This is a genomic window from Limnohabitans sp. TS-CS-82, from assembly GCF_002943475.1.
The window spans coordinates 41,216-61,947 of record NZ_PTQX01000003.1 but is presented as its reverse complement, the minus strand read 5'-3'; the positions used below and the strand labels follow the sequence as shown (position 1 = coordinate 61,947).

The 20,732-nt window shown below is 60.8% G+C and carries 17 protein-coding genes; 7 read left to right on the top strand and 10 right to left on the bottom strand.

Features of this window, described 5'->3' with window-relative positions; translation table 11 throughout:
• The first annotated feature begins 1 nt into the window (after position 1).
• On the top strand, positions 2-1,204 hold the full coding sequence (locus C5F52_RS08420; RefSeq protein WP_104797913.1) for an HlyD family type I secretion periplasmic adaptor subunit: 1,203 nt from the start codon (positions 2-4) through the stop codon (positions 1,202-1,204).
• 23 nt (positions 1,205-1,227) lie between these two features.
• Positions 1,228-1,695, top strand: coding sequence for a DUF3237 domain-containing protein (locus C5F52_RS08415; protein WP_104797912.1), 468 nt, complete (start codon positions 1,228-1,230; stop codon positions 1,693-1,695).
• Positions 1,696-1,784: 89 nt separating this feature from the next.
• On the opposite strand, the gene C5F52_RS08410 is transcribed toward C5F52_RS08415, so the two are convergent.
• The 5 genes from C5F52_RS08410 to C5F52_RS08390 form a co-directional block, all read right to left on the bottom strand.
• Positions 1,785-3,089: a TRAP transporter large permease gene (locus C5F52_RS08410; protein ID WP_104797911.1), complete on the bottom strand. Its 1,305-nt coding sequence runs from the start codon at positions 3,087-3,089 to the stop codon at positions 1,785-1,787.
• A 3-nt stretch (positions 3,090-3,092) separates the two neighbouring features.
• Positions 3,093-3,623 carry a TRAP transporter small permease gene (locus C5F52_RS08405; RefSeq protein ID WP_104797910.1) on the bottom strand — a complete coding sequence of 177 codons (531 nt, stop codon included), beginning with the start codon at positions 3,621-3,623 and terminating at the stop codon, positions 3,093-3,095.
• A 7-nt stretch (positions 3,624-3,630) separates the two neighbouring features.
• On the bottom strand, positions 3,631-4,656 hold the full coding sequence (locus C5F52_RS08400; protein WP_104797909.1) for a TRAP transporter substrate-binding protein: 1,026 nt from the start codon (positions 4,654-4,656) through the stop codon (positions 3,631-3,633).
• 141 nt (positions 4,657-4,797) lie between these two features.
• Positions 4,798-6,417: an indolepyruvate oxidoreductase subunit beta family protein gene (locus tag C5F52_RS08395; RefSeq protein WP_104797908.1), complete on the bottom strand. Its 1,620-nt coding sequence runs from the start codon at positions 6,415-6,417 to the stop codon at positions 4,798-4,800.
• Positions 6,418-6,436: 19 nt separating this feature from the next.
• On the bottom strand, positions 6,437-8,644 hold the full coding sequence (locus tag C5F52_RS08390) for an indolepyruvate ferredoxin oxidoreductase subunit alpha (RefSeq protein WP_104797907.1): 2,208 nt from the start codon (positions 8,642-8,644) through the stop codon (positions 6,437-6,439).
• Positions 8,645-8,727: 83 nt separating this feature from the next.
• Here C5F52_RS08390 and C5F52_RS08385 point away from each other — a divergent pair, with 83 nt between their 5' ends.
• The 4 genes from C5F52_RS08385 to C5F52_RS08370 all read left to right on the top strand — a co-directional run bounded on the left by C5F52_RS08385 (position 8,728) and on the right by C5F52_RS08370 (position 13,404).
• Entirely contained in the window at positions 8,728-9,672 is a 945-nt protein-coding gene (locus C5F52_RS08385) for a LysR family transcriptional regulator (RefSeq protein ID WP_201746987.1), read from the top strand.
• A gap of 95 nt (positions 9,673-9,767) precedes the next feature.
• The gene (locus C5F52_RS08380) at positions 9,768-10,964 is read left to right on the top strand and encodes an acyl-CoA dehydrogenase (RefSeq protein ID WP_104797906.1); all 1,197 of its coding nucleotides are present in this window, start codon (positions 9,768-9,770) and stop codon (positions 10,962-10,964) included.
• 20 nt (positions 10,965-10,984) lie between these two features.
• Positions 10,985-12,004 (top strand): tripartite tricarboxylate transporter substrate binding protein, encoded by a 1,020-nt coding sequence (locus tag C5F52_RS08375; protein WP_104797905.1) that lies wholly within the window; start codon positions 10,985-10,987, stop codon positions 12,002-12,004.
• Positions 12,004-13,404 (top strand): coniferyl aldehyde dehydrogenase, encoded by a 1,401-nt coding sequence (locus tag C5F52_RS08370; protein WP_104797904.1) that lies wholly within the window; start codon positions 12,004-12,006, stop codon positions 13,402-13,404. Before C5F52_RS08375 ends, C5F52_RS08370 begins: the two co-directional genes overlap by 1 nt.
• Here C5F52_RS08370 and C5F52_RS08365 read toward each other — a convergent pair.
• Complete coding sequence (locus tag C5F52_RS08365) at positions 13,401-14,297, bottom strand: DMT family transporter (protein ID WP_104797903.1); 897 nt, start codon at positions 14,295-14,297, stop codon at positions 13,401-13,403. The genes C5F52_RS08370 and C5F52_RS08365 overlap by 4 nt on opposite strands.
• Before the next feature lie 72 nt (positions 14,298-14,369).
• Here C5F52_RS08365 and C5F52_RS08360 point away from each other — a divergent pair, with 72 nt between their 5' ends.
• Positions 14,370-15,935: an alkaline phosphatase gene (locus tag C5F52_RS08360; RefSeq protein ID WP_104797902.1), complete on the top strand. Its 1,566-nt coding sequence runs from the start codon at positions 14,370-14,372 to the stop codon at positions 15,933-15,935.
• A gap of 55 nt (positions 15,936-15,990) precedes the next feature.
• Here C5F52_RS08360 and purT read toward each other — a convergent pair whose 3' ends face one another.
• Genes purT through C5F52_RS08340 form a run of 4 tightly spaced genes read right to left on the bottom strand, consistent with a single transcriptional unit; the run spans position 15,991 to position 20,713 of the window.
• Complete coding sequence (purT, locus tag C5F52_RS08355) at positions 15,991-17,166, bottom strand: formate-dependent phosphoribosylglycinamide formyltransferase (protein ID WP_255416359.1); 1,176 nt, start codon at positions 17,164-17,166, stop codon at positions 15,991-15,993.
• A gap of 48 nt (positions 17,167-17,214) precedes the next feature.
• Positions 17,215-17,889: an ABC transporter ATP-binding protein gene (locus C5F52_RS08350; RefSeq protein WP_104797900.1), complete on the bottom strand. Its 675-nt coding sequence runs from the start codon at positions 17,887-17,889 to the stop codon at positions 17,215-17,217.
• On the bottom strand, positions 17,886-18,722 hold the full coding sequence (locus C5F52_RS08345) for an ABC transporter ATP-binding protein (RefSeq protein WP_104797899.1): 837 nt from the start codon (positions 18,720-18,722) through the stop codon (positions 17,886-17,888). The genes C5F52_RS08350 and C5F52_RS08345 overlap by 4 nt, the downstream gene beginning before the upstream one ends.
• A complete protein-coding gene (locus C5F52_RS08340; protein WP_104797898.1) occupies positions 18,719-20,713 on the bottom strand; it encodes an ABC transporter permease in 1,995 nt (664 codons plus the stop codon). The genes C5F52_RS08345 and C5F52_RS08340 overlap by 4 nt, the downstream gene beginning before the upstream one ends.
• Positions 20,714-20,732: the final 19 nt, after the last annotated feature.

The window sequence follows — 20,732 nt, the reverse complement described above, 5'->3', positions numbered from 1 at the left end:
GATGAGAAGCAAACAATTTGGAATCAGCACCGTCGAAGACGACGAGCGCGAAGCCAGTCGCACCTTGGTGTGGGCCACGGGCGCCACCTTGGTGGTTGCGTTGGTCTGGGCAGGGTTTTTTAGCTTGGATGAGATCACGCGCGGTCAAGGTAAAGTGATTCCTTCCAGCCGTGAGCAGGTGATTCAAAGCTTGGACTCCGGTGTGATGCGGGAAATGTTGGTCCGCGAAGGTGACGTGGTTGAAAAAGGCCAAGTGCTGTTGCAAATGGACGATGCCCGTTCTGGCGCAGGCTACCGTGAGGCGAACGAAAAGTACCTGTCCTTGTTAGCCATCGCCGCACGTTTGCGCGCGGAAGCCAACAACACAGCCCTGACTTTCCCACCTGAGCTCAAGCGCGAGAGTCAGCTGACGCTGCAAGAAACGCAGGCCTACCAAGCCCGCAAGTTGGCGCTTGCGGAGTCACTGTCCGCACTCGATGCTTCTTTGTCGGCGATCACCCGCGAAATCACCATGACGGCGCCTTTGGTGCAGAGCGGTGTGATGTCGGAGGTGGAGTTGTTGCGCCTGAAACGTCAACAAGCCGATTTGATGGGCCAGCGCGCAGAGCGTAAAAATCGCTACCTGACCGACGCCAACAACGAGCTGACACGCGTCTCGTCGGAGTTGTCGCAGACTAAAGAAAATGCATCGGCGCGCCAAGATGCTTTCATGCACACCACCGTCAAATCGCCGATGAAGGGCGTGGTCAAGAACGTGCAAGTTACTACCGTGGGGGGCGTGATTCAAGCGGGTCAGCCTATCTTGGAAATCGTGCCCACTGAAGACGAAATGTTGGTTGAAGCCTACGTCAAACCGTCGGAAGTGGCGTTCTTGAAAGTGGGTCAAAAGGCCGTCGTGAAATTGAGTTCGTATGACTTCAACAAATACGGTGGCTTAGACGGCGAGTTGGAACACCTGAGTCCCGACACCCTGAAAGACGAACGCCAGCAACGCAGACCTGGCGCCAACCCCGCCGACATGGAAGAAGGTTTCTACCGCATCTTGGTGCGCATCAAAGACCCCAACCGCGTGCGCAAGGGCCTCAAGCTTGAGCCCACCCCGGGCATGACCGCCACGGTAGAAATCCGCACCGGCCAAAAAACCGTGTTGGAGTACCTGTTCCGGCCGCTGCAAAACGTGTCGCAAGCGTTGCGCGAGCGTTGATGCTGGCGCATTAACATTCGGGCATGACCCTACCCGCCCCCACACTCGAACACCTGTGTGACCTCGCCGTCACGATTGATGCACCCGTTGAAGTGGGCCAAACCGCGATGGGCATGCGCCGCATGATTCCCATCACCGGTGGCACGGTGACGGGGCCGCAGATGCAGGGCCGAATCGTGGCGGGTGGGGCCGACTTTCAGTTGATCGTGGGCGACGGCACGCAAGCACATTTAGATGCACGCTACGTCTTGGAGTTGCAAGACGGTAGCCGCGTGTTTGTGCAAAACACCGCGTTGCGCGTGGCCTCTGCCGAAGACTCAGCCAAGATTCGAAGCGGCGAACCCGTGGACCCCGCGCGGGTTTACTTTCGCTGCCAACCTAAGTTTGAAGCCACCACCCCGCAATGGGCTTGGTTGGCTGAACACCAGTTCATCGGCGTGGGTTTGCGCTTACCCGATGCGGTGCATTTGAGTTTTTACAAAGTTTGCTGAACCCACTGCGGCTCAAAGTACCCCATACAACGCACTGAAAAAAGAGGCCTTGGTAAACCAAGGCCTCTTTCACATGCGTCACTGTTTCATCACAAGCGGTTAGGCAACCACAGCGCGATGATGGGGAAGGCGATCAAGATGATGAGTCGCAAGATGTCGGTGATGACGAACGGAATCACGCCCTTGAAGATGGTCATGAAGCTCACGTCTTTCACCACGCTCTTGATGACGAAGACGTTCATCCCCACGGGCGGATGAATCAGCCCCAGCTCCACCGTCATCACGATGATGATGCCAAACCAAATCGGGTCGAAGCCGAGTTGCAAGATGACGGGGTAGATGATGGGCACGGTCAAGATGATCATGGCCATCGCGTCCATCAAGCAGCCCAGCACCAAGTACATCACCATGATCATGGCCAGCACGCCGTAGCGGCCTACGCCCAAACTTGTCAAAAACTCGGTCAGCTTTTGCGGCGTTTGGGTGATGGTTAAAAAGTAGCCAAACAGCAGCGCACCAATTAGCACGGTGAACACCGCCGCCGAAGTGCGCGTGGCCGAAAGCAGCGCTTCGCGAATGCCGGCACGGTCCAGCTTGCCGCGCAACACGCCCAACAAGAATGCACCGCTGGCACCCACACCGCCCGCCTCGGTGGGCGTGAAGAAGCCGCCGTACAAGCCGCCGATGACAAACAAGAACAACACCAAAGGCGCCCACACGTCTTGCAAGCCACTCACGCGTTCGCGGAATGACTTGCGCTCACCCGCTGGCAGCCAGTCGGGACGGAAGTACACGATCAGCATGATGGTGATGACGTACATGCTCATCGCCAACAAACCCGGCACGATGCCCGCCATGAACAGTTTGCCAATGTCTTGCTGCGTCAAGATGGCATAGACCGCCAGCACGGTGGACGGTGGCAGCATGGCGCCCAAGGTGCCGCCCGCCGCAATCACGCCGGTAGCGAACGATTGGGGATAGCCAAAACGGCGCATCTCAGGATAGGCCACGGCCGAGAAGGTGGCCGCTGTCGCGACAGACGAGCCGCAAATGGCCGCAAAGCCACCGCAGGCCAGCACGGTCGCCACGCCCAAGCCGCCGCGCAAGTGGCCGATGAAGGCATTGGCCGCGCGGAACAGCTCGCGGCTCACGCCCGAGACCGACACAAACGCGCCCATCAGCATGAACATCGGGATCACCCCAAAGGTGTAGTCCGTCACGGTGCGCATGGAGGTTTGGCCGATCAGTTTAAGCGCGGGGCCGGTGCCCGCGATGTAGCTGTAGCCCACCACGCCCACCAAGCCCATCGCCATGCCCACGGGCACGCGCAAGAGCATCAGCACGAACAACACGACAAAGCCGATCACGGCGACGGCATCGGTACTTAGTTCCATTTTTTATTCACTTGTTTTCATTTCAGGATGGTCTTCCAAAGCCTCGGGCTGGAAGATCAGTCGCCAAGTCCGGATGCCAATCAACAACACCGCGCACACATCACCCATCCACGCCACAGCGAAGAAGGGCCACGTGGGCAAGTTCAGGTCGTAGGTCAACACGTTGTCGATGTAGGTCATGCTCACCTTGTCGAACAGCATGATGGTTTGCACCGTCACCACAAAGAGCAACACCAACGTGGCAAACACGTCGATGAAGCGGCGCATGCGGGGGCTGGCACCCGTCCACAGCAAATCGACCGTGATGTGGCTACCCCGATAACTGGTGGCGGCGATGCCCCAGAAAATCAGAATGCCCAGCAGCAAACGACCGAAGTCGTAGCTGTCGGGAATCGAGGTGTCAAAGAACTTGCGCAGCAACACCGAGATGAAGATGTTGGCTGCGACGATGCCGACAAAGAGCGCAGCCATCCATTCGATGCCATCGATGATGCGATCGAACGGATTTTTGCGAGGCGCAGATTCAGTGCTCATGCCGCCCTCACATGCCCGACTTGTACTTGGCCAGCGATTGCTTGAACGCGTTCATGACGGCCACAGGGTCTTCGCCTTTTTTCTTCACGTCTGCGGCCCATTGCGCTTCGGCAGGTGCCACAGCCTTTTTCCATTCAGCAAGTTGCTCAGGTGTGAGTTTGTAGACCTCGCGGTTGGGGTCTGCAGCCAGTTTGACGTGGCCAGCAATTTCAAAGTCAGCCCAAGCGCTGCCCACTTTTTCGGCCCACTCGCTGGTGCAATGGCTGTCCACCGCCTTCTTTTGGTTGGCCGACAAGGCGGCGTATTTGTCTTTGTTCATCACCCACACAAACGGGGTGGCGTAGAAGGGCACGTCCATGTGGTACTTCACCACTTTGTCGATGCCAAACAAAGTCATCGAACCCCATGGGAACGTGATGGCCTCGGCCACGCCACGCTCCAGCATGTCGCGCGATTCAGGGGCCGACGCTTGCACGTTGGTGCCGCCCAGCATGGTGATGACTTGACCCACGGTGGAAGTGGCTGGACGCACTTTCATGCCCTTGATGTCGGAGGGCAACACAATTTTCTTGCGCGAGTGGAAGGCGCCTGGGTCGTGCGCGAAGGCGAAGCAAAAATGCACGTCCTTCATTTCTTTGGCCGCGTAGTTGCGGTACCACGCATCAATGGCGGCAGAGCCTGCTTTGGCGTTGGTGATCATGAAGGGCAACGACGCCGCAGCAAAGATGGGGAAGCGGCCGGGCTGGTAGCCAGGGTTGACGTACGAGAAATCAGAAATGCCGTCGCGTGCCATGTCGTAATGGTCAAACGCTTTGCCCAGTTGTTCCGACGGAAACAAGGTGGCGCTGATGGTGCCGCCCGAAGCCGCTTTCAAGCTTTCGCCCCACGCTTGCAAGGCAGGGTTGAGGGCGTGTTGTGCAGGCACCCAGCTGGCCATTTTGACCATGACGGGTTTGTCTTGCGCTTGGGCTGCACCGAAAGTGAGTGCGGCGATGGCGGTGGCGACCAGTGTGCGTGAGAGTTTGACTTGCATGGGTTCCTCGCAAAAAAAGTGGACGAAATAGACGGACGAAAAATGAATCAATACCAAGCGCGATACATGGGGGTGTGGACGGCTTGAACGTTATAAGTTGTAAGTGTTTTGAGTGGTGCTGACTACAGGTGTTTCCCCGTGTCACCGAGGTGGCACAGGGCGTGGCTGGCTGTTCGCGTTGGGGCGTGGCATCCAACGGATGGGTTGCGCTTTGACTTCGCGGGCTGGCGCACCGTGGGCGCGCAGGGTTTGGTCCAAGGCGATACCGGCTTCGTCGCGCAAAGCGGCTTCGCGGGCTTGGTCAATCGCGTGGGCGCGTTCGGCAGGGCTGTCAAATGCAGCGCCTTGGGCTAAGTGACGCAGGATGTGCAGCAGGTTGTCGCGCCCGCGGTCGTGGGTGCCGCCGTAGCCTTTGATCAACCGTCCGCATCGGGCCAGCGAGAGGCCCAATGCCGCGCTTTGCGCGCTGCCATGGGCGACGGCGCTCAGCCATTCCTCGATCAAGGCTTGTTCTTCGGCGTAGCGGTGGCCGCGCACGCGCAGCCATGTCAGGCTGGCCAGCAGACGCAACATCACCATGCCAAACACGCTGTGTGTGCCCACTTTGATGGGGAATGCCAAGGGCTGTTTGCCACGTACGACGCGGGCGTTGTCCCAGCGCGTGAGCGTTAAAGCCAAGGGCTTGGGAAGCAGCGCGGCGAATTCGGGAATGCCGGGTTTGAAGTGGTCAAACAGCTTCACCACGTCGTCGTCTTTGGCTTTGACTTCGCCACGCACACGGGCCCAGCGACTGGCGCGGCTCTTGAGGTCGGCGACGCGCACGATGTCGTCAAACGCCATCCACAAGGCCAGCCAGCGGGCGGTTTCTTGGGTGACGGCCGATTGGCCAGCGGGCTCGGTGGCCAGCACGGTGCGCAGGCGCTGCACGTACAGGTCCGCATAGGCTTGGCCTTGGTAGTCCATGAGCCGGTCAACGCCCAAGGTCAGCATCTCGTGGGTGGCGGCGGGGAACTGACTGGCCAGGCTGCTCGGCAACTCGTGGGCTGCGTTGGCAAGGGCTGATGTGGCGTTGGCTTTCGGAGCCAGCACCGCATCAACGTAACGTGATTGTGTTTTTTGGTTCTGCACCGCGTCCCACGCCAAGCTAAAGCCGCGCAAGCTGGCGCGTTGGCTGGCGCTGAGTTTGTCGGTGGGCGTGCCGTCGGCAATGGCGGCTTCGTAGTCGGCGCGTTGCAGTGGCAGCACACCGCTGGCCGCGATGCTGCCCAGCATCACCGCGCTGACCACCGTGCCTGCGTCGCGGGTGAGGCTGGCCATGTCCAGCACATGGCTGGCGCGGCTGTGTTGTTGCAGCAGTTGCACCAGTGCGGCGTCGTCCAAGCGGCCATCGCCCATTTGCATTTTTTCTTGCGTGGTCAAGGCGCGGTTGCCTGCGCTGATGAGCAAGGTGCGGTCGGCCGAACTCAAGCCGTTGCTGATTTGCCGTGCTGTTTCAAGCAGCTCGGACGACACCAGCAAATCAAGGCGACCGGGCAAGGGGTTGAGGCCAAACACCGGTTTGCGCCCGCCCAGCTCGCGGCTGTGGGTGGGGAACACTTCGAGGTAATAGGTGGTGGCCCCTGTGCGCTGTGCCACGCCGGGGATGGAGGTGGCTTGCGCGGGGTAGCCCGCGTGACGCGCGGCATCGATCAGCCAATCGGCCAACACGCCGCCGCCTTCGCCGCCGAGGGCGCACAACAAAATAGAAATAGGTTGGGTCATGGCAAGTCTTGAAGGGTCTTTAAGCCGGTTGAAGCACGCGCACCACTTGGCCGCGCACCGAGGCGATGAAGCGTTCCCACAGCGACGCGTTTTGCACCACTTCTGCGCGGTAGAACGACGGGCACAGCGTGGCTGCATGGGCGTTTTCGCCGCACAAGCCACAACCCACGCAGCCGTCGATCACGGTGGCCACGGGGTCGACCTTGAGCGGGTCGGGGTTGTCTTTGAGGGTGAGCGTGGGGCAGCCCGACAAGCGGATGCAGGCGTGGTCGCCGTTGCACACGTCTTCGTCCACGCCGTATTTCACGCGCTGAACGCGCTCGCCTTTTTTGAGCAAGCTGGCAATCCACGGCTTGATGCGTCGCTGGCGCTCTAGCTGGCATTCGCCCTCGGCGATGATGACTTTGAGGCCTTGAAAGTCGGAGGTGAAGGCGTCCACCAAGGTCTCGCGCACTTTGGCCACTTCGTAGGTGTGCACCGTGCGCATCCACTTCACGCCCAAGCCTTGCAGCGTGCGCTCGATGGTTTGGTTGGTGTGCGCCAAGCTTTGCCATTTGTCGGCGGCGGCGAGTTTGGCGGCGTCATCGGGGGTGGAGATGATGTCTTGCGTGCCCGTGGCCGAGGTGTAGCCGTTTTTGAAAATCAGCAGCACGGCATCGTCGCCATTGAACAGCGCGCTTTGCACGCCGGTCAGCAAACCGTTGTGCCAAAACCCGCCGTCGCCCATGATGGACAACACCCGCCGTTGCATGGCGGGCGACACCCCCGCGCGGCTGGCCAAGCTCATGCCGTAGCCCAAGATCGTGTGGCCGGTGGAGAAGGGCTCAAACGTGCCCAGCGCGTGGCAGCCAATGTCGGCGGCCACATGCACCGCGCCAATGTCTTGCTGCGCGAGTTTGATGGCCGAGAACACGGGCCTCTCGGGGCAACCCACGCAAAACCCCGGGGGACGCGCAGGCAGGGTTTGGCCTTTGGCGCTCAAGGTTTGGGTGACGGCGACACGGCGCTCGCGGTTGCCTTGCAGCCATTGCTGCACGCCGGACGTAGCGGTGGCGTCTGCTGCGCTGGCGCTGGATACCGTGGCATTGGCCGCTGGGGCTGTCAAATACGTGTTCACAAACTGCAACAAGCCCTGGGCCATCACCTCGGCGGTGTACTCGCCGCCTTGGGGCAACCAGTCTTTGCCGTGCAGGGGGGTGGGCACGTCGCGGCGGCGCAGCAGGGTGGCAATTTCTTGCTCGATGTACTCGGGTTGGCCTTCTTCCATCACCAACACGCCGCGTTTGCCAATGCAGAAGTTGGCAACTTGGTCAGGCACCAAGGGGCAGGTGACGTTGAGCACCAGCAGCGGAATTTTGGACTCGCCAAACGCGTCGGCCAAGCCGAACTGTTGCAGCGCGCGAATCAACGTGTTGTACAGACCGCCTTGCACGATGATGCCGAGGTCCGCGTGCTCGCCGTCAAAGTGTTCGTTCAGCCCATGCGCTTCGATGTAGGCGCGGGCGGCAGGAATGCGCTCTTGGTGCTTGAGCTTTTCGTGGCCAAAGGTGACGGGCGGGTGGGCGAGTCGGCTGTAGTCAAACTTGGCGGGCTCGTTCATCAAATGCAGTGCTGAGATCGCAGGCGCTTGGTTGTCTTTGGCCACAAAGCTTCCGCGCACATGGCAGGCGCGAATGCGCAGCTCCATCAAGGCGGGCATGTTGGATGCTTCGGACAGCCGAAACCCGTGCTCCACCATGTCCACCATGCGGCTCAAATCGGGGCGGGGGTCGAGCAGCAGCATGCCCGACTTCAGCGCATAGGCGTGGGTGCGTTCTTGGATGACCGAGGCGCCTTCGCCATAGTCTTCGCCCACCACCACCAGCACGCCGCCTTTGACGCCGGGTGACGACAAATTGCTCAGCGCATCGGCCGCCACGTTGGTGCCGACGATGGACTTCCACGTCACCGCGCCGCGCAAGGGGTAATGGATAGAGGCGCCCAGCATGGCCGCCGCCGAGGCTTCGTTGGCACAGGCTTCGACGTGCACGCCCAGCTCTTGCATGTAGTCTTTGCCCTGCACCATCACGTCGAGCAAGTGCGACACCGGCGCGCCTTGGTAGCCGCCCACGTAGGCCACGCCCGATTGCAACAAGGCTTTGGTGATGGCCAAGATGCCCTCGCCGTGAAACGTTTCGCCCGCGCCCATGCGCAGCATTTCCACTTCTTGGCTGAATGAAACTTCCACGGTGTGTCTCCTGTTATGGCGGCAGTGTGCGTGGGCTTGGCTCATTCATCCATACAATGAATCGACTAAGTACTATTAGTTTTATGCATATCAAAGACGTCGACCTCAACCTGCTGCGCCTGTTCGATGCGGTGTACCGCACCCGCAGCGTGAGCCGCGCCGCGCAAGCGCTGGGCCTGACGCAGCCCGCTGCCAGTCAAGGTTTGACGCGTTTGCGCCTGCTCATCCAAGACCCGCTGTTCACCCGCGCCCCAGGCGGCGTGCAGCCCACGGCCAAGGCCGATCGCTTGTCGGCGGCGGTGGCCTCGGCCTTGACCACCTTGGAGCTGGCGCTCAACGAGTCGTCCTCGTTTGAACCCGCCGTGTCAGCGCAAACCTTTCGGCTGCACTTGAGCGACATTGGCGAAGCGCGGTTTTTGCCCGCCCTGATTTCGGCGGTGCGCCGCCAAGCGCCCAGCATTCGGGTGGAGTCGGCGCCGCTGCCGCATGACGACATTGCCGCTGCGCTCAACAGCGGGCGCTTGGATGTGGCGATTGGCTTTTTGCCCACCGTCCAAGGCACACGCCAACACGCCTTGCTGCAAGACCGTTACATCGTGCTGCTGCGCAAAGACCACCCGTGGCTGAGCGCGGCGGACGCATCGCCTAGCGTGACGGTGGCGCCCATGACGCCCCTCTCGCGTTTGCGCCAACTCGACTACGCCGCCGTGCGCTCGCACGCCGAGACCCTGCACATCTTGCAACTGCTGCAACTCGAAGACCGGCTGCGCCTCACCGCTGCCCACTTTCTGGCCCTGCCCGACATCGTGCGCGACACCGACTTGGCCGTGCTCATGCCCCGCAACATCGCCCAAGGTTTTGCGCAAAGTGGCGACTATGTGTTGGTCGAGCCCCAGTTGCCGCTGCGCGATTTCACCGTCTCGCTGCACTGGAGCGCGCGGTTTGAGCACGACCCCGCCAACCGCTGGCTGCGCGAGCTGGTCACCGCCTTGTTCGAGGCCATGCCGCCTGCACAAACGGGTGTGTAGCCTTGGCGACGGTGGGGTGTTGGCGGGCCAAGCGAGGGGCTGAGCGATCGCATTAACATGCCAGTTAACCGCAATTGACCTTTAGGAGTTCTCTCATGGCCCACGCCGCATTCAACTGGCAAGACCCGTTTTTGCTCGACCAGCAACTGACCGACGAAGAGCGCATGATCCGCGAAGCCGCGGCCGCTTACTGCCAAGACAAATTGCAGCCACGCGTGTTGAACGCGTTTCGCAACGAAAAAACTGACATCGAAATCTTCCGCGAGATGGGCGAGTTGGGCTTGTTGGGCCCTACCATCCCCACCGAGTACGGCGGCCCTGGCCTGAACTACGTGGCCTACGGCCTGATTGCCCGCGAAGTCGAACGCGTGGACTCGGGCTACCGTTCCATGATGAGCGTGCAGTCGTCGCTGGTGATGGTGCCCATCAACGAGTTTGGCACCGAAGAACAAAAACACCGCTTCTTGCCCAAGCTCGCCACCGGCGAGTGGATCGGCTGCTTCGGCTTGACCGAACCCGATCACGGTTCTGACCCCGCCAGCATGGCCACGCGCGCCCAAAAGGTGGCCGGCGGCTACATGCTCAAGGGCAACAAGATGTGGATTTCCAACAGCCCCATCGCCGATGTGTTTGTGGTGTGGGCCAAAGAGGTGAGCGAAGGCGGCCAAGTCGGCCCCATCCGCGGCTTCATTTTGGAAAAAGGCATGAAGGGCTTGAGCGCTCCCGCCATCCACGGCAAAGTGGGTTTGCGCGCTTCGATCACCGGCGAAATCGTGATGGACGGCGTGTTTGTGCCCGAAGACAACGCCTTCCCTGAAGTGCAAGGCCTGAAAGGCCCGTTCACCTGTTTGAACAGCGCCCGCTACGGCATTGCTTGGGGTGCCTTGGGTGCCGCTGAAGACTGCTGGCACCGCGCCCGCCAATACACGCTGGACCGCCAACAGTTTGGTCGCCCGCTCGCGGCCAACCAGCTCATTCAAAAGAAGCTGGCCGACATGCAAACCGAAATCGCGCTGGGCCTGCAAGGCTGCTTGCGCTTGGGTCGCATGAAAGACGAAGGTACAGCCAGCGTGGAGATCACCTCCATCTTGAAGCGCAACTCCTGCGGCAAAGCCTTGGACATTGCCCGCATGGCCCGCGACATGATGGGCGGCAACGGTATCAGCGATGAGTTTGGTGTGGCGCGTCATTTGGTGAACCTCGAAGTGGTCAACACCTACGAAGGCACACACGACATTCACGCCCTCATCTTGGGCCGTGCACAAACCGGCATTGCCGCTTTTTCTAACTGAGTTTTTTTCAGGAGCTCGCCATGACTGACACCTCGCAACCCAAAGCCTCTCTCGATCTCACACGTCGCCAAACGCTGCAGGGCCTCGCCGGTTCTTTGGCCAGCTTCGCTGCGCCTGCTTTTGTCAGCAGCGCGGCGCTGGCGCAAGACAAGTTCCCCAACAAACCCATCACGTTGATCGTGCCATGGACAGCCGGTGGACCTAGCGACGGTGTGCTGCGCGCGTTTGCTGAGAGCGTCAGTCGCATCTTGGGCGTGTCGGTGATTTGCGAAAACAAACCCGGTGCGGGTGGTGCTTTGGGCGCAGCAGCCATGATGAGTGCGCGCCCCGATGGCTACACGCTGACGCAATTGCCCTTGGGCATTTACCGCCAGCCGCATATGCAAAAAACCAGCTATGACCCGATCAAAGACATCACGCACATCGCGTGCTTGACGGGCTACACCTTCTGCATCGCCGCGTCGCTGGACGCGCCGTTCAAGACGCTCAAAGAAATGGTGGCCTACGCCAAAGCCAACCCTGGCAAACTGGAATACGGCCACACCGGCACGGGCACCACGCCGCATTTGGCGATTGAAGAGTTCAGTCAAAAAGCGGGCATTGAGCTCAACCCGATTGCCTACAAAGGGGCGTCTGAAATCGTTCAGTCTATTTTGGGCGGCCACATTCGCATGGCCAGCAGCACGACCGAGATCATTCCCTTGGTCAAAGAAGGCCGCCTGCGTTTGCTGGCCACCTTGGGCAGCAAGCGCACCAAAGCGTTCCCCGACATTGCCACCGTCAAAGAAAACGGGTGGGACACCATTTCTGAATCGCCCTTTGGCATCGGTGGTCCCAAAGGCATGGACCCCGCCGTGGTGCGCGTGCTCAACGATGCGTTCAAGAAAACCTTGGACGACCCCAAAGTCATCGAGACCTTGGACAAGTTCTACCAGCCCGTGATTTACATGAACAGCGAGGACTACACCAAGTACGCAATGCGCACGTTCGAGGCCGAAAAGGCAACGGTCGAACGCTTGGGTTTGGCCAAAAAGACGTGATGGCCATGTCGCTGCTCGACACCTTGGCGTTGCAACGTGCTGCCTATTTGGCGCACCCCGTGCCCAGCTTGGACGAGCGCAAAAGCGACTTGAAAAAGCTGCAAGCCTTGGTGCGCGACAACCGCGACGCCATCGTGGCCGCCATCTCGGCCGATTACGGCCACCGCTCCACGCACGAGACCTTGTTTGCTGAAATCTTCCCCGTGCTCGATGGCGTGGACCACGCCCTCAAGCACCTCAAAAAATGGATGAAGCCCCAGCGCCGCGCCGTGGACTTTCGCAACTTTTTGGGCGCGAGCAACACCGTGGTGCCCCAGCCCTTGGGCGTGGTGGGCGTCATCGTGCCGTGGAACTTCCCCATTAACCTGAGCTTTTTGGGCCTGATCGCCATCTTCTCGGCGGGCAACCGCGCGATGGTGAAGATGTCCGAGAACTCGCGCCATTTGGCCAAGCTGTTGATCGAGAAAGTGCCCGCCTATTTCCCGCCCGAGAAGCTCGCCTTCTTTGACGAAACCGGCGGCGTGGGCATTGAGTTTTCCAAACTCAAATTCGACCACCTGATGTTCACGGGCTCTGGCCAAACCGGTCGCGCCGTGATGGCCGCTGCTGCGCACAACCTGTGCCCCGTCACCTTGGAGTTGGGCGGCAAGTCACCCGCTTTGGTGTGTGACGATTTTTCGCTGCGCACGGCGGCCGAGCGTTTGCTGTTTGTGAAGTGCTTCAACGCGGGCCAGATTTGCACCACGGTCGACCATGTGTACCTGCCCAACACGGCGGTCACCGAGTTCGTGGCCTTGGCCCAAAGCATCGTCACCCAACGCTACCCCTTCATCGACAGCCCTGATCTGACGGCCATCATTGACGACACCGCGTTTGCCCGTATCACCCACGCCATGGACGAAGCGCAGGCCCAAGGCGCCACCTTGGTGCAGCTGATTCCCGGCAAAAAATGGGACGCCCAAACCCGCAAAATCGCACCGCACTTGGTGCTCAACTTGCCCCCAGACACAGCGCTGCACTCGCGAGAAATCTTCGGCCCCGTGCTGCCCGTCATTGGCTATGCGTCGCTGGAAGAGCCGATCCGCGCCATCAACAACGGCCCACGACCGTTGGCGTTTTACCCCTTCAGCCACAACAAAAAGGTGGTGAATGAGTTGCTGGACCGCGTCATGTCAGGCGGCGTCAGCGTGAACGATGCGCTGTTTCATGTGGCGCAGCACGACTTGCCGTTTGGCGGCGTGGGCGAGAGCGGCATGGGCCACTACCACGGCTATGAAGGCTTTGTGACCTTCTCCAAAATGCGCCCCATCTTCAAGCAAGCGTCGTTCAGCGCGGTCAAGTTTTTGTGGCCGCCGTATGGCAAGTTCGCCAGCAAGTATTTGGACTTTTTAAGCCGCTAAGTCTTTTTGTTCACCAACACAATGCCTGCCGCCACAGCCACCAGTGCGGCGAGGGTGTGCGTGGACACCGTTTCGCCCAACCACAACGCGCCAAACACCATGGCAAATACGGGCGTCAAAAACACGAACGAGCCCAAGCGTGTGGCGGGGTAGTGGCGCAGCAGCCACATCCACACCAAGTAGCTGGCAAACGCGCCCGCCACGGTTTGAATGAGCAGCGAACCCCACGCAAACGCGCTCAGGTTGAATTGCCACACCTCGCCCAACTCGACCGACACAAACGGCAGCAAGACTGCACTCATGGTGACTTGGTAATACAAGAGTTTTTCGGGGCTGATGCTAGCCAGTCGTGTGGTGCGAATGACCACGGTGGTCAGGGCCCACAGCGCACCAGACGCTAACGCCAAGGCATCGCCCAGTCCAATCGCACCACTGGCACCATTGGCGTGCAAGCCGTCTTGCAAGGCAAATGCCACCGCCGCAAATGCCAGCCCCAAGCCCAGCCATTGCACAGCACGCAATCGCTCGGTGGGCACAAACAGCGGCAGCAACAACGACACCCAAAACGGTGAGGTGTACAAAAACAGCGTCAAACGCGAGGCGGTGGTGTGTTGCAAGCCCACGTAAATGCACACAAATTCCCCGCAAAACAGCACACCTGCCAGCAGGCCTGCGCGCAACGTGCCATCGCGTTCAAACAGCGCCACGCCACGGCGGTGGCACCACACCCACAACAAAGCCGTGGCGCCCATGAACCGAATGGCCGCTTGCAGCACGGGCGGCACTTCGGGCAGCGTGGCTTTGACCAGCACTTGCTGAAAGCCCCAAAACAGGCAGCAAGCCACCAGCAGCGCAATGGCCAGTGCATCCAAATGGTCGCGACGTTGGGTCATGGGGGTCCTTCGAGGTTCAGCTTTGAACTTAACATGCCGCATCTGTTTCCACGCTGACAAGCCCCCTTTTTCATGAACCGTCGCGACTTCAACCTCCACCTTCAACGCAGCGCCCTCGCGCTGGCCATGGCCCCTTGGCTCACCGCCACGGCCCAGCCGAGTGAGCAGGTCCGTCGCTGGCGCACCAACCCCTTCGCGCTGGGTGTGGCCAGTGGCCGCCCCCGATCCGACAGCATGGTGCTTTGGACGCGCCTGTTGATCGCCGAAGAAGACCGCGCCTCCAGCGGCCCCGATGCGCTACGCGTGCAAGTGACGGTCTATGCCGACGCCGCCCTCAAACGTCGCGTGCAAAAAATGGACGTGGTGACTGATGCCAGCCGAGGCCACAGCGTGCATGTGCATCTGCAAAACCTGCAACCCGCCACCGACTATTGGTACCGCTTCAGCCAAGGCGACGCCTTCAGCACCGTGGGCCACACCCGCACCGCACCCGCTGCCAACGCCGATGTGCAGCAGCTGCGCATCGCCTTGGCCTCGTGCCAGCATTACGAGCACGGCCAATACATTGCGCATCAAGAGATTGCCCAGCAGTCGTTGGACTTTGTGCTGTTTGTGGGCGACTACATCTACGAGAGCACCAACCCGCAATACGCCGTGCGGCAACACAGCAGCGGCGAGCCCAAGACCTTGCCGCAATACCGCGAGCGCTACGCCCAATACAAACGCGACCCGCACCTGCAAGCCGCGCACGCCGCCCACCCGTGGGTGCTGATGTGGGACGACCACGAAGTGGTCAACGACTACGCCAACGACCAAGACCGCAACTACACCGACCCGCAGCAGTTTTTGCTGCGCCGCGCCGCCGCTTACCAAGCCTACTTTGAGCACCAACCCGTGTTGATCGGCCCCGACCCACAAAGCCCGCAGCAAGCCTCAATGCGTTTGTATGAGCAATTCAACTGGGGCAAGTTGGCCGACCTCTGGACTCTCGATTGCCGCCAATACCGCAGCCCCCAAGCCTGTCGCGACCCTGTGCGTGGCGGTGGCCGCATGGTGACGCAGTGCGATGAGCTCGACGACCCCAAGCGCAGCATGTTGGGCGCCGAGCAAGAGCGGTGGTTGGACCAAGGCCTGGCCACCTCGAAACGCACTTGGCGCTTGCTGGCGCAAGCCACCTTGATTGCCCCCACCAGCATCCCCGCACCCGTGGGCCGCGCCACTTACAACGACGCTTGGGACGGCTATGGCCCAGCCCGCCAACGGCTGCTGCAAAGCGTGGTCGATCACAAGTTGAGCAACGTGGTCACCTTGGGCGGCGACGTGCACATGAACGTGGCGTCGAACCTGCGTTTGGTGCCCAACGACCCGCAATCGCCCATCGTGGCCAGCGAGTTTGTGACCACCTCCATCACCTCACGCGGCATGGGCGACAACGTGCTGAGCGTCATCAAAGCCAACAACCCCGACTTGCTGCACGCCCGCGCCGATGAGCGTGGCTACAGCCTGATCACCGTCACACCAAGCAGCGTGCGCTGCGATTTCAGAAGCACCGCGTTTCCTGCGGGCAAAGAGGCGGGGCTGAAGACGCAGGCGAGCTATGTGGTGCGCAGCGGCAAGGCGGGGCCAATGCTGGCCTGATGCCGCTGGTTTCTCGCCTTTCGCAAGTTGTCGAGTGGCGAGCCCCGTTTAAGCGTTAGACCACCACCGAAATTTTGGCTGCTGCGGCGCGAGCGCGCGCCAAAGCGTTGGCATTTTTAGCCAGCGCCACGGCCATGCGTCGGTAAGGGCGCGTGGTGGGTTTGCCGAAGATACGCACATCCACATCGGGCTCGCTCAGTGCATCGGCCACGCCGGTGTAGGTGGGGTTGACGCCATCTTGTGTGGCCAGCACCACAGCGCTGGCGCCTTCGGTGCACACGATGTTGGCAATGGGCAAGCCCAAAATCGCACGGGCGTGTAAATCAAACTCGCTCAGGTTTTGGCTGATCATCGTGACCATGCCGGTGTCGTGCGGACGCGGGCTAAGTTCGCTGAAGATCACCTCGTCTTTCGTCACGAAAAACTCCACACCAAACAAGCCTGCGCCGCCTAAGTCGGCCGTCACTTTTTCGGCCATGTCTTGCGCGGCTTTGAGGTAGTTGGGCAGCATGGGCTGCGGTTGCCAGCTGTATTGGTAGTCGCCGCGTTCTTGCACATGGCCGATGGGTTCGCAAAACAGCGTGGGGCCCTTGCGTTGGCGAATGGTGAGCAGGGTGATTTCAAATTCGAAGTTGATGAACTCTTCGACGATCACTTTCTTGCGGTCGCCGCGCATGCCCGCGCACGCGTAGTCCCAGCTGGCTTGAATGTCGGCGGCGGTTTTGGCCACGCTTTGGCCTTTGCCCGACGAGCTCATCACGGGTTTGATGACCACCGGAAAGCCAATCGCGTTGGCCTGTGCCAAGAGTTCTTCCGCAGACTCGGCGTAGTTGAACTTGGCGGTGCGCACGCCCAAACCCACCGCCACATCGCGGATGCGGTCGCGGTTCATGGTGAGGTTGACGGCCTTCGCGCTGGGGATAACCTCAAAGCCTTCTTGCTCCACGTCCAACAACACCTCGGTGCGGATGGCCTCGATCTCGGGCACGATCAAATCAGGTTGGTGCTGGGCGATGGCGGCACGCAAGGGTGCTTCATCCAACATGTTGAACACGCACGATTCGTCGGCCACCTGCATGGCGGGTGCGCCCGCGTAGCTGTCGCAAGCCACCACATAGCAGCCCAAGCGCTTGGCGCTGATGACGAATTCTTTGCCCAGTTCACCTGAGCCCAAAAGTAAGATTTTTTTCATGCGTGACCCCGTGTGTGTCTGAGTTTGGTGTGCTCGAATTGTCTCTATTCGGGCACGGGCGGCGTATACAAACTACGCTGATTCAAATCACATCGACGCGATCACACCGCGATCCAGCGCGTAGCTACGGTCGCTCACCCAATCGGCGAAGTGGGTGTTTTGCTCAGACAGCAGCACGCTCACACCTTGGGCTTTGAGCGCCAAGATCATCTCGCCCATTTGCTCCACGATCACGGGGGCGACGCCTTCGGACGGTTCGTCGAGCAGCACCATCAGCGGGTTGCCCATGAGGGTGCGCGCCACGGTGAGCATTTGTTGTTCGCCACCGCTCATGTGGCTGGCGAGGCGCTGCTGCATCTCGGCCAAGTTGGGAAACAGCGCAAACACTTTTTCAAGGGACCACTGTGGCGCGGGGCTGCCATCGGCAAAGCTGCGGCCAGCTTGTTGGCCGATGGTGAGGTTTTCCAACACGGTGAGGTCGGTGAAGATGCGGCGGTCTTCGGGCACATAACCCAGCCCCAAGCGTGCGGCTTGGTAGGGCTCCGCCTTCGAGATGTCATGCCCCGCAAACAACACGCGCCCCGTGCGGCGCGGCATGAGCCCCATGATGGCTTTGAGCGTGCTGGACTTGCCCGCACCGTTGCGCCCAACGAGGGCCACCACTTCGCCACGTTGGACATGCAGCTGCGCGTCAAACACGACTTGCGCCGCGCCATACCAAGCGTTGAGGCTTTGCACATCGAGCAGGGGTGAGGTGGTCATAGGTGCGATGTGTGTGAATGGCCAAAGGTCTTGCCGCTGCCAAAGTACACGGCTTGCACTTGCGAGTTGGCCTGAATTTGTGCGGGCGTGCCTTCGGCAATCAGCGCGCCGCGTGCCATCACCAGCACGCGGTCGGCGTGTTCGAACACCACGTCCATGCTGTGTTCGGTGAAGAGCACAGCCACGCCGCGTTGGGTCACTAAGCGACGGGCGAGGTCCATCAGGGCGTGTCGTTCGTCGGGGGCCATGCCTGCAGTGGGTTCGTCCATCAGCAACAGGCGCGGTTGGTTGGCCAGCGCCATGGCCAGCTCTAAGCGTTTCACGTCGCCGTAGGCGAGGGCGCTGCAGGGGCGTGAGGCTTGGTCTTCCAAATGCACTTGGGCCAACAAGGCCAAGGCTTCGTCACGGCGGTAGCGGGTGGCGCGTTGCCAAGGGGCCAAGCTGCGACCGTCGGCAGAGAGCAGCGCCATTTGCACGTTTTCGGCCACAGTGAGCGAGGCAAAGGTTTGCGCAATTTGAAAGGTGCGGCTCACGCCCATGCGCCACAAGTCATGCGGTTGGCGGCCCAGCAGCGACACGCCGTTTAAGGTGATGCTGCCGCTGTCGGGCGCGAGTTGGCCGTTCACCAAATTGAAGGTGGTGGACTTGCCCGCGCCGTTCGGCCCGATGAGCGCCAGCAGCTCGCCCGCTTGCAAATTGAACGACACATCGTTGACGGCTTGGTTGCCGCCGAAGGCCTTGTGTACATGCTGAACATCTAACAATGCGCCACCACGGTGTGCGTTGGTTTGTGTTGGCGTACGAGTGGTTGCTGGAGGTGTGCGTGTGTTCATGTCGCACCTCGCTCCTCTGAGGCGCGCGCATCGCGTACACGCAGCCACAGGGCTTGCATAGATCCCGCGATGCCTTGCGGAAACACCAGCACCATCAGCAACATGCTGCCACCCAACACGGCGCGCCAGTAGTCGGTGCTGCGGGCCAAGCTGTCTTGCAACGCGGTGAAGGTCACCGCGCCAACCAACGGGCCGATCAGCGTGTGCACGCCGCCCAACAGCACCATGACCAAACCATCGACCGATTTGCTGACGCCCAATACATCGGGCGAAATGCTGCCTTTCGAGAACGCAAACAGCGCCCCCGCCAAACCTGCAAAGCCAGCGGCCAGCACGAATCCCAGCCATTGCACAAGCGCCACGTTCAAGCCCATGGCTTGGGCGCGGCCCACCGAGTCGCGGCTGGCGCGCAGTGCGTAACCCATTGGCGACATCAGCACGCGGCGCAATGCATAAACGCTGGCGCTCACCAGGGCGAGGGTCAGCCAGTAGTACGCCGCTTTGTCTTGCCACCACGCACTCGGCCACACGCCGGTGAGGCCGTTGCTGCCGCCCGTGAAGTCGTCCCACTGAAAACAGATGGACCACACGATTTGTGCAAAGGCCAAGGTGAGCATGGCCAAGTACACGCCCGACAAACGCACCGCAAACCACGCGATGGGCGCGGCCACCAAAGCGCTGACCAGTGGGGCCAACAACAACGCAGCTTCGGTGGACATGCCCGCGCGCAACACCAGCAGCGCCGCCGCATACGCGCCCACGCCAAAGTAAGCCGCGTGGCCAAACGAGTGCATGCCCGCCGGCCCCATGATGAAGTGCAAGCTGGCAGCAAACAACGCAGCCACCAACAAATCAATCCCTAGCACCAAGGTGTACGACGTGTCCGTGGTCAACAGCGGCAAGGCCCACAAGGCCGCGATCAGCAGCAGCCACAGGCGCTGTGTGCGCGCGCTGCCCAAAGCAAATGGCGCTTCTTGCTCGGTGTTGGCGCGTGGCGCACTTTGCGGTTTGCCCAACAGGCCCCAAGGCCGCACCATCAGCACAGCAGCCATCACCAAAAATTCGGCAACAAGCGTGAGTTTTGAAAATGCAAATGACACGCCAAACATATCCACCGTGCCCAGCGCAATGCACAGCGCTTTGATTTCGGCAATCAACAAGGCCGCCACAAACGCACCGGGAATGGAGCCCATGCCGCCAACCACGACCACCACAAACGCGTCGCCAATGGTGGCCATGTCCAACCCCAAGTGCGCGGGCTCACGGGGCAGTTGCAGCGCGCCACCCAAGCCCGCCAACGCGCAGCCCAGTGCAAACACGGCGGTGAACAAGTGGCGTGGGTTGATGCCCAGTGCGCCCAACATCTCGCGGTCTTGCGTGGCGGCGCGCACCAGCACGCCAAAGCGCGTGCGCTGCAAGCACCACCACAACGCAGCCAACACCAGCGGACCCGTGGCGATCAACAACAAGTCGTAGGTGGGAAAGCGTCGGCCCAAAATATCCACAGCGCCGCTCAGGCCCGGCGCACGCGGCCCCAGCAAATCTTCCGCACCCCATAGCCACAGCGTGCCGTCTTGAATCACCAGCGCCAACGCGAAGGTGGCGAGCAATTGGAACAACTCCGGCGCTTGGTAAATGCGGCGCAGCACCAGCACCTCGACCAGCGCACCCAATGCGCCTGTGACGAGCGCTGCACAAAGTAAAAGCAGAAAGTAAGCGGCGGTTTGGCTGGCCGCATCGCCCCACAGCGCGTCAGTTGCCCCGCCCATGAAGCCGCCCAGCAAGGTCGCTAAGGCTGCCGACAAACTGGGCGCCGCGTGTGACACCAGCGAGTACGCCACATACACACCCAGCATGAAGAACGAGCCGTGCGCAAAGTTGACGATGCGCGTCACCCCAAAAATCAGCGACAAGCCTGCGGCCACCAAAAACAAAGACGACGCGCTCGCCAGCCCGTTGAGGGCCTGCACAAAAAAGCTAGCGATGTCCATGGTGGTTGAGGCTTGAAAT

What these genes read in the sequence shown, in the direction of transcription:
- C5F52_RS08395 (WP_104797908.1), bottom strand. Translation starts at nt 6,417, where the DNA reads ATGACCCAACCTATTTCTATTTTGTTGTGCGCCCTCGGCGGCGAAGGC.
- C5F52_RS08420 (WP_104797913.1), top strand. Translation starts at nt 2, where the DNA reads ATGAGAAGCAAACAATTTGGAATCAGCACCGTCGAAGACGACGAGCGC.
- C5F52_RS08365 (WP_104797903.1), bottom strand. Translation starts at nt 14,297, where the DNA reads ATGACCCAACGTCGCGACCATTTGGATGCACTGGCCATTGCGCTGCTG.
- C5F52_RS08360 (WP_104797902.1), top strand. Translation starts at nt 14,370, where the DNA reads ATGAACCGTCGCGACTTCAACCTCCACCTTCAACGCAGCGCCCTCGCG.
- C5F52_RS08345 (WP_104797899.1), bottom strand. Translation starts at nt 18,722, where the DNA reads ATGAACACACGCACACCTCCAGCAACCACTCGTACGCCAACACAAACC.
- C5F52_RS08370 (WP_104797904.1), top strand. Translation starts at nt 12,004, where the DNA reads ATGGCCATGTCGCTGCTCGACACCTTGGCGTTGCAACGTGCTGCCTAT.
- C5F52_RS08385 (WP_201746987.1), top strand. Translation starts at nt 8,728, where the DNA reads ATGCATATCAAAGACGTCGACCTCAACCTGCTGCGCCTGTTCGATGCG.
- C5F52_RS08340 (WP_104797898.1), bottom strand. Translation starts at nt 20,713, where the DNA reads ATGGACATCGCTAGCTTTTTTGTGCAGGCCCTCAACGGGCTGGCGAGC.
- C5F52_RS08415 (WP_104797912.1), top strand. Translation starts at nt 1,228, where the DNA reads ATGACCCTACCCGCCCCCACACTCGAACACCTGTGTGACCTCGCCGTC.
- C5F52_RS08400 (WP_104797909.1), bottom strand. Translation starts at nt 4,656, where the DNA reads ATGCAAGTCAAACTCTCACGCACACTGGTCGCCACCGCCATCGCCGCA.
- C5F52_RS08405 (WP_104797910.1), bottom strand. Translation starts at nt 3,623, where the DNA reads ATGAGCACTGAATCTGCGCCTCGCAAAAATCCGTTCGATCGCATCATC.
- C5F52_RS08380 (WP_104797906.1), top strand. Translation starts at nt 9,768, where the DNA reads ATGGCCCACGCCGCATTCAACTGGCAAGACCCGTTTTTGCTCGACCAG.
- C5F52_RS08375 (WP_104797905.1), top strand. Translation starts at nt 10,985, where the DNA reads ATGACTGACACCTCGCAACCCAAAGCCTCTCTCGATCTCACACGTCGC.
- C5F52_RS08350 (WP_104797900.1), bottom strand. Translation starts at nt 17,889, where the DNA reads ATGACCACCTCACCCCTGCTCGATGTGCAAAGCCTCAACGCTTGGTAT.
- C5F52_RS08410 (WP_104797911.1), bottom strand. Translation starts at nt 3,089, where the DNA reads ATGGAACTAAGTACCGATGCCGTCGCCGTGATCGGCTTTGTCGTGTTG.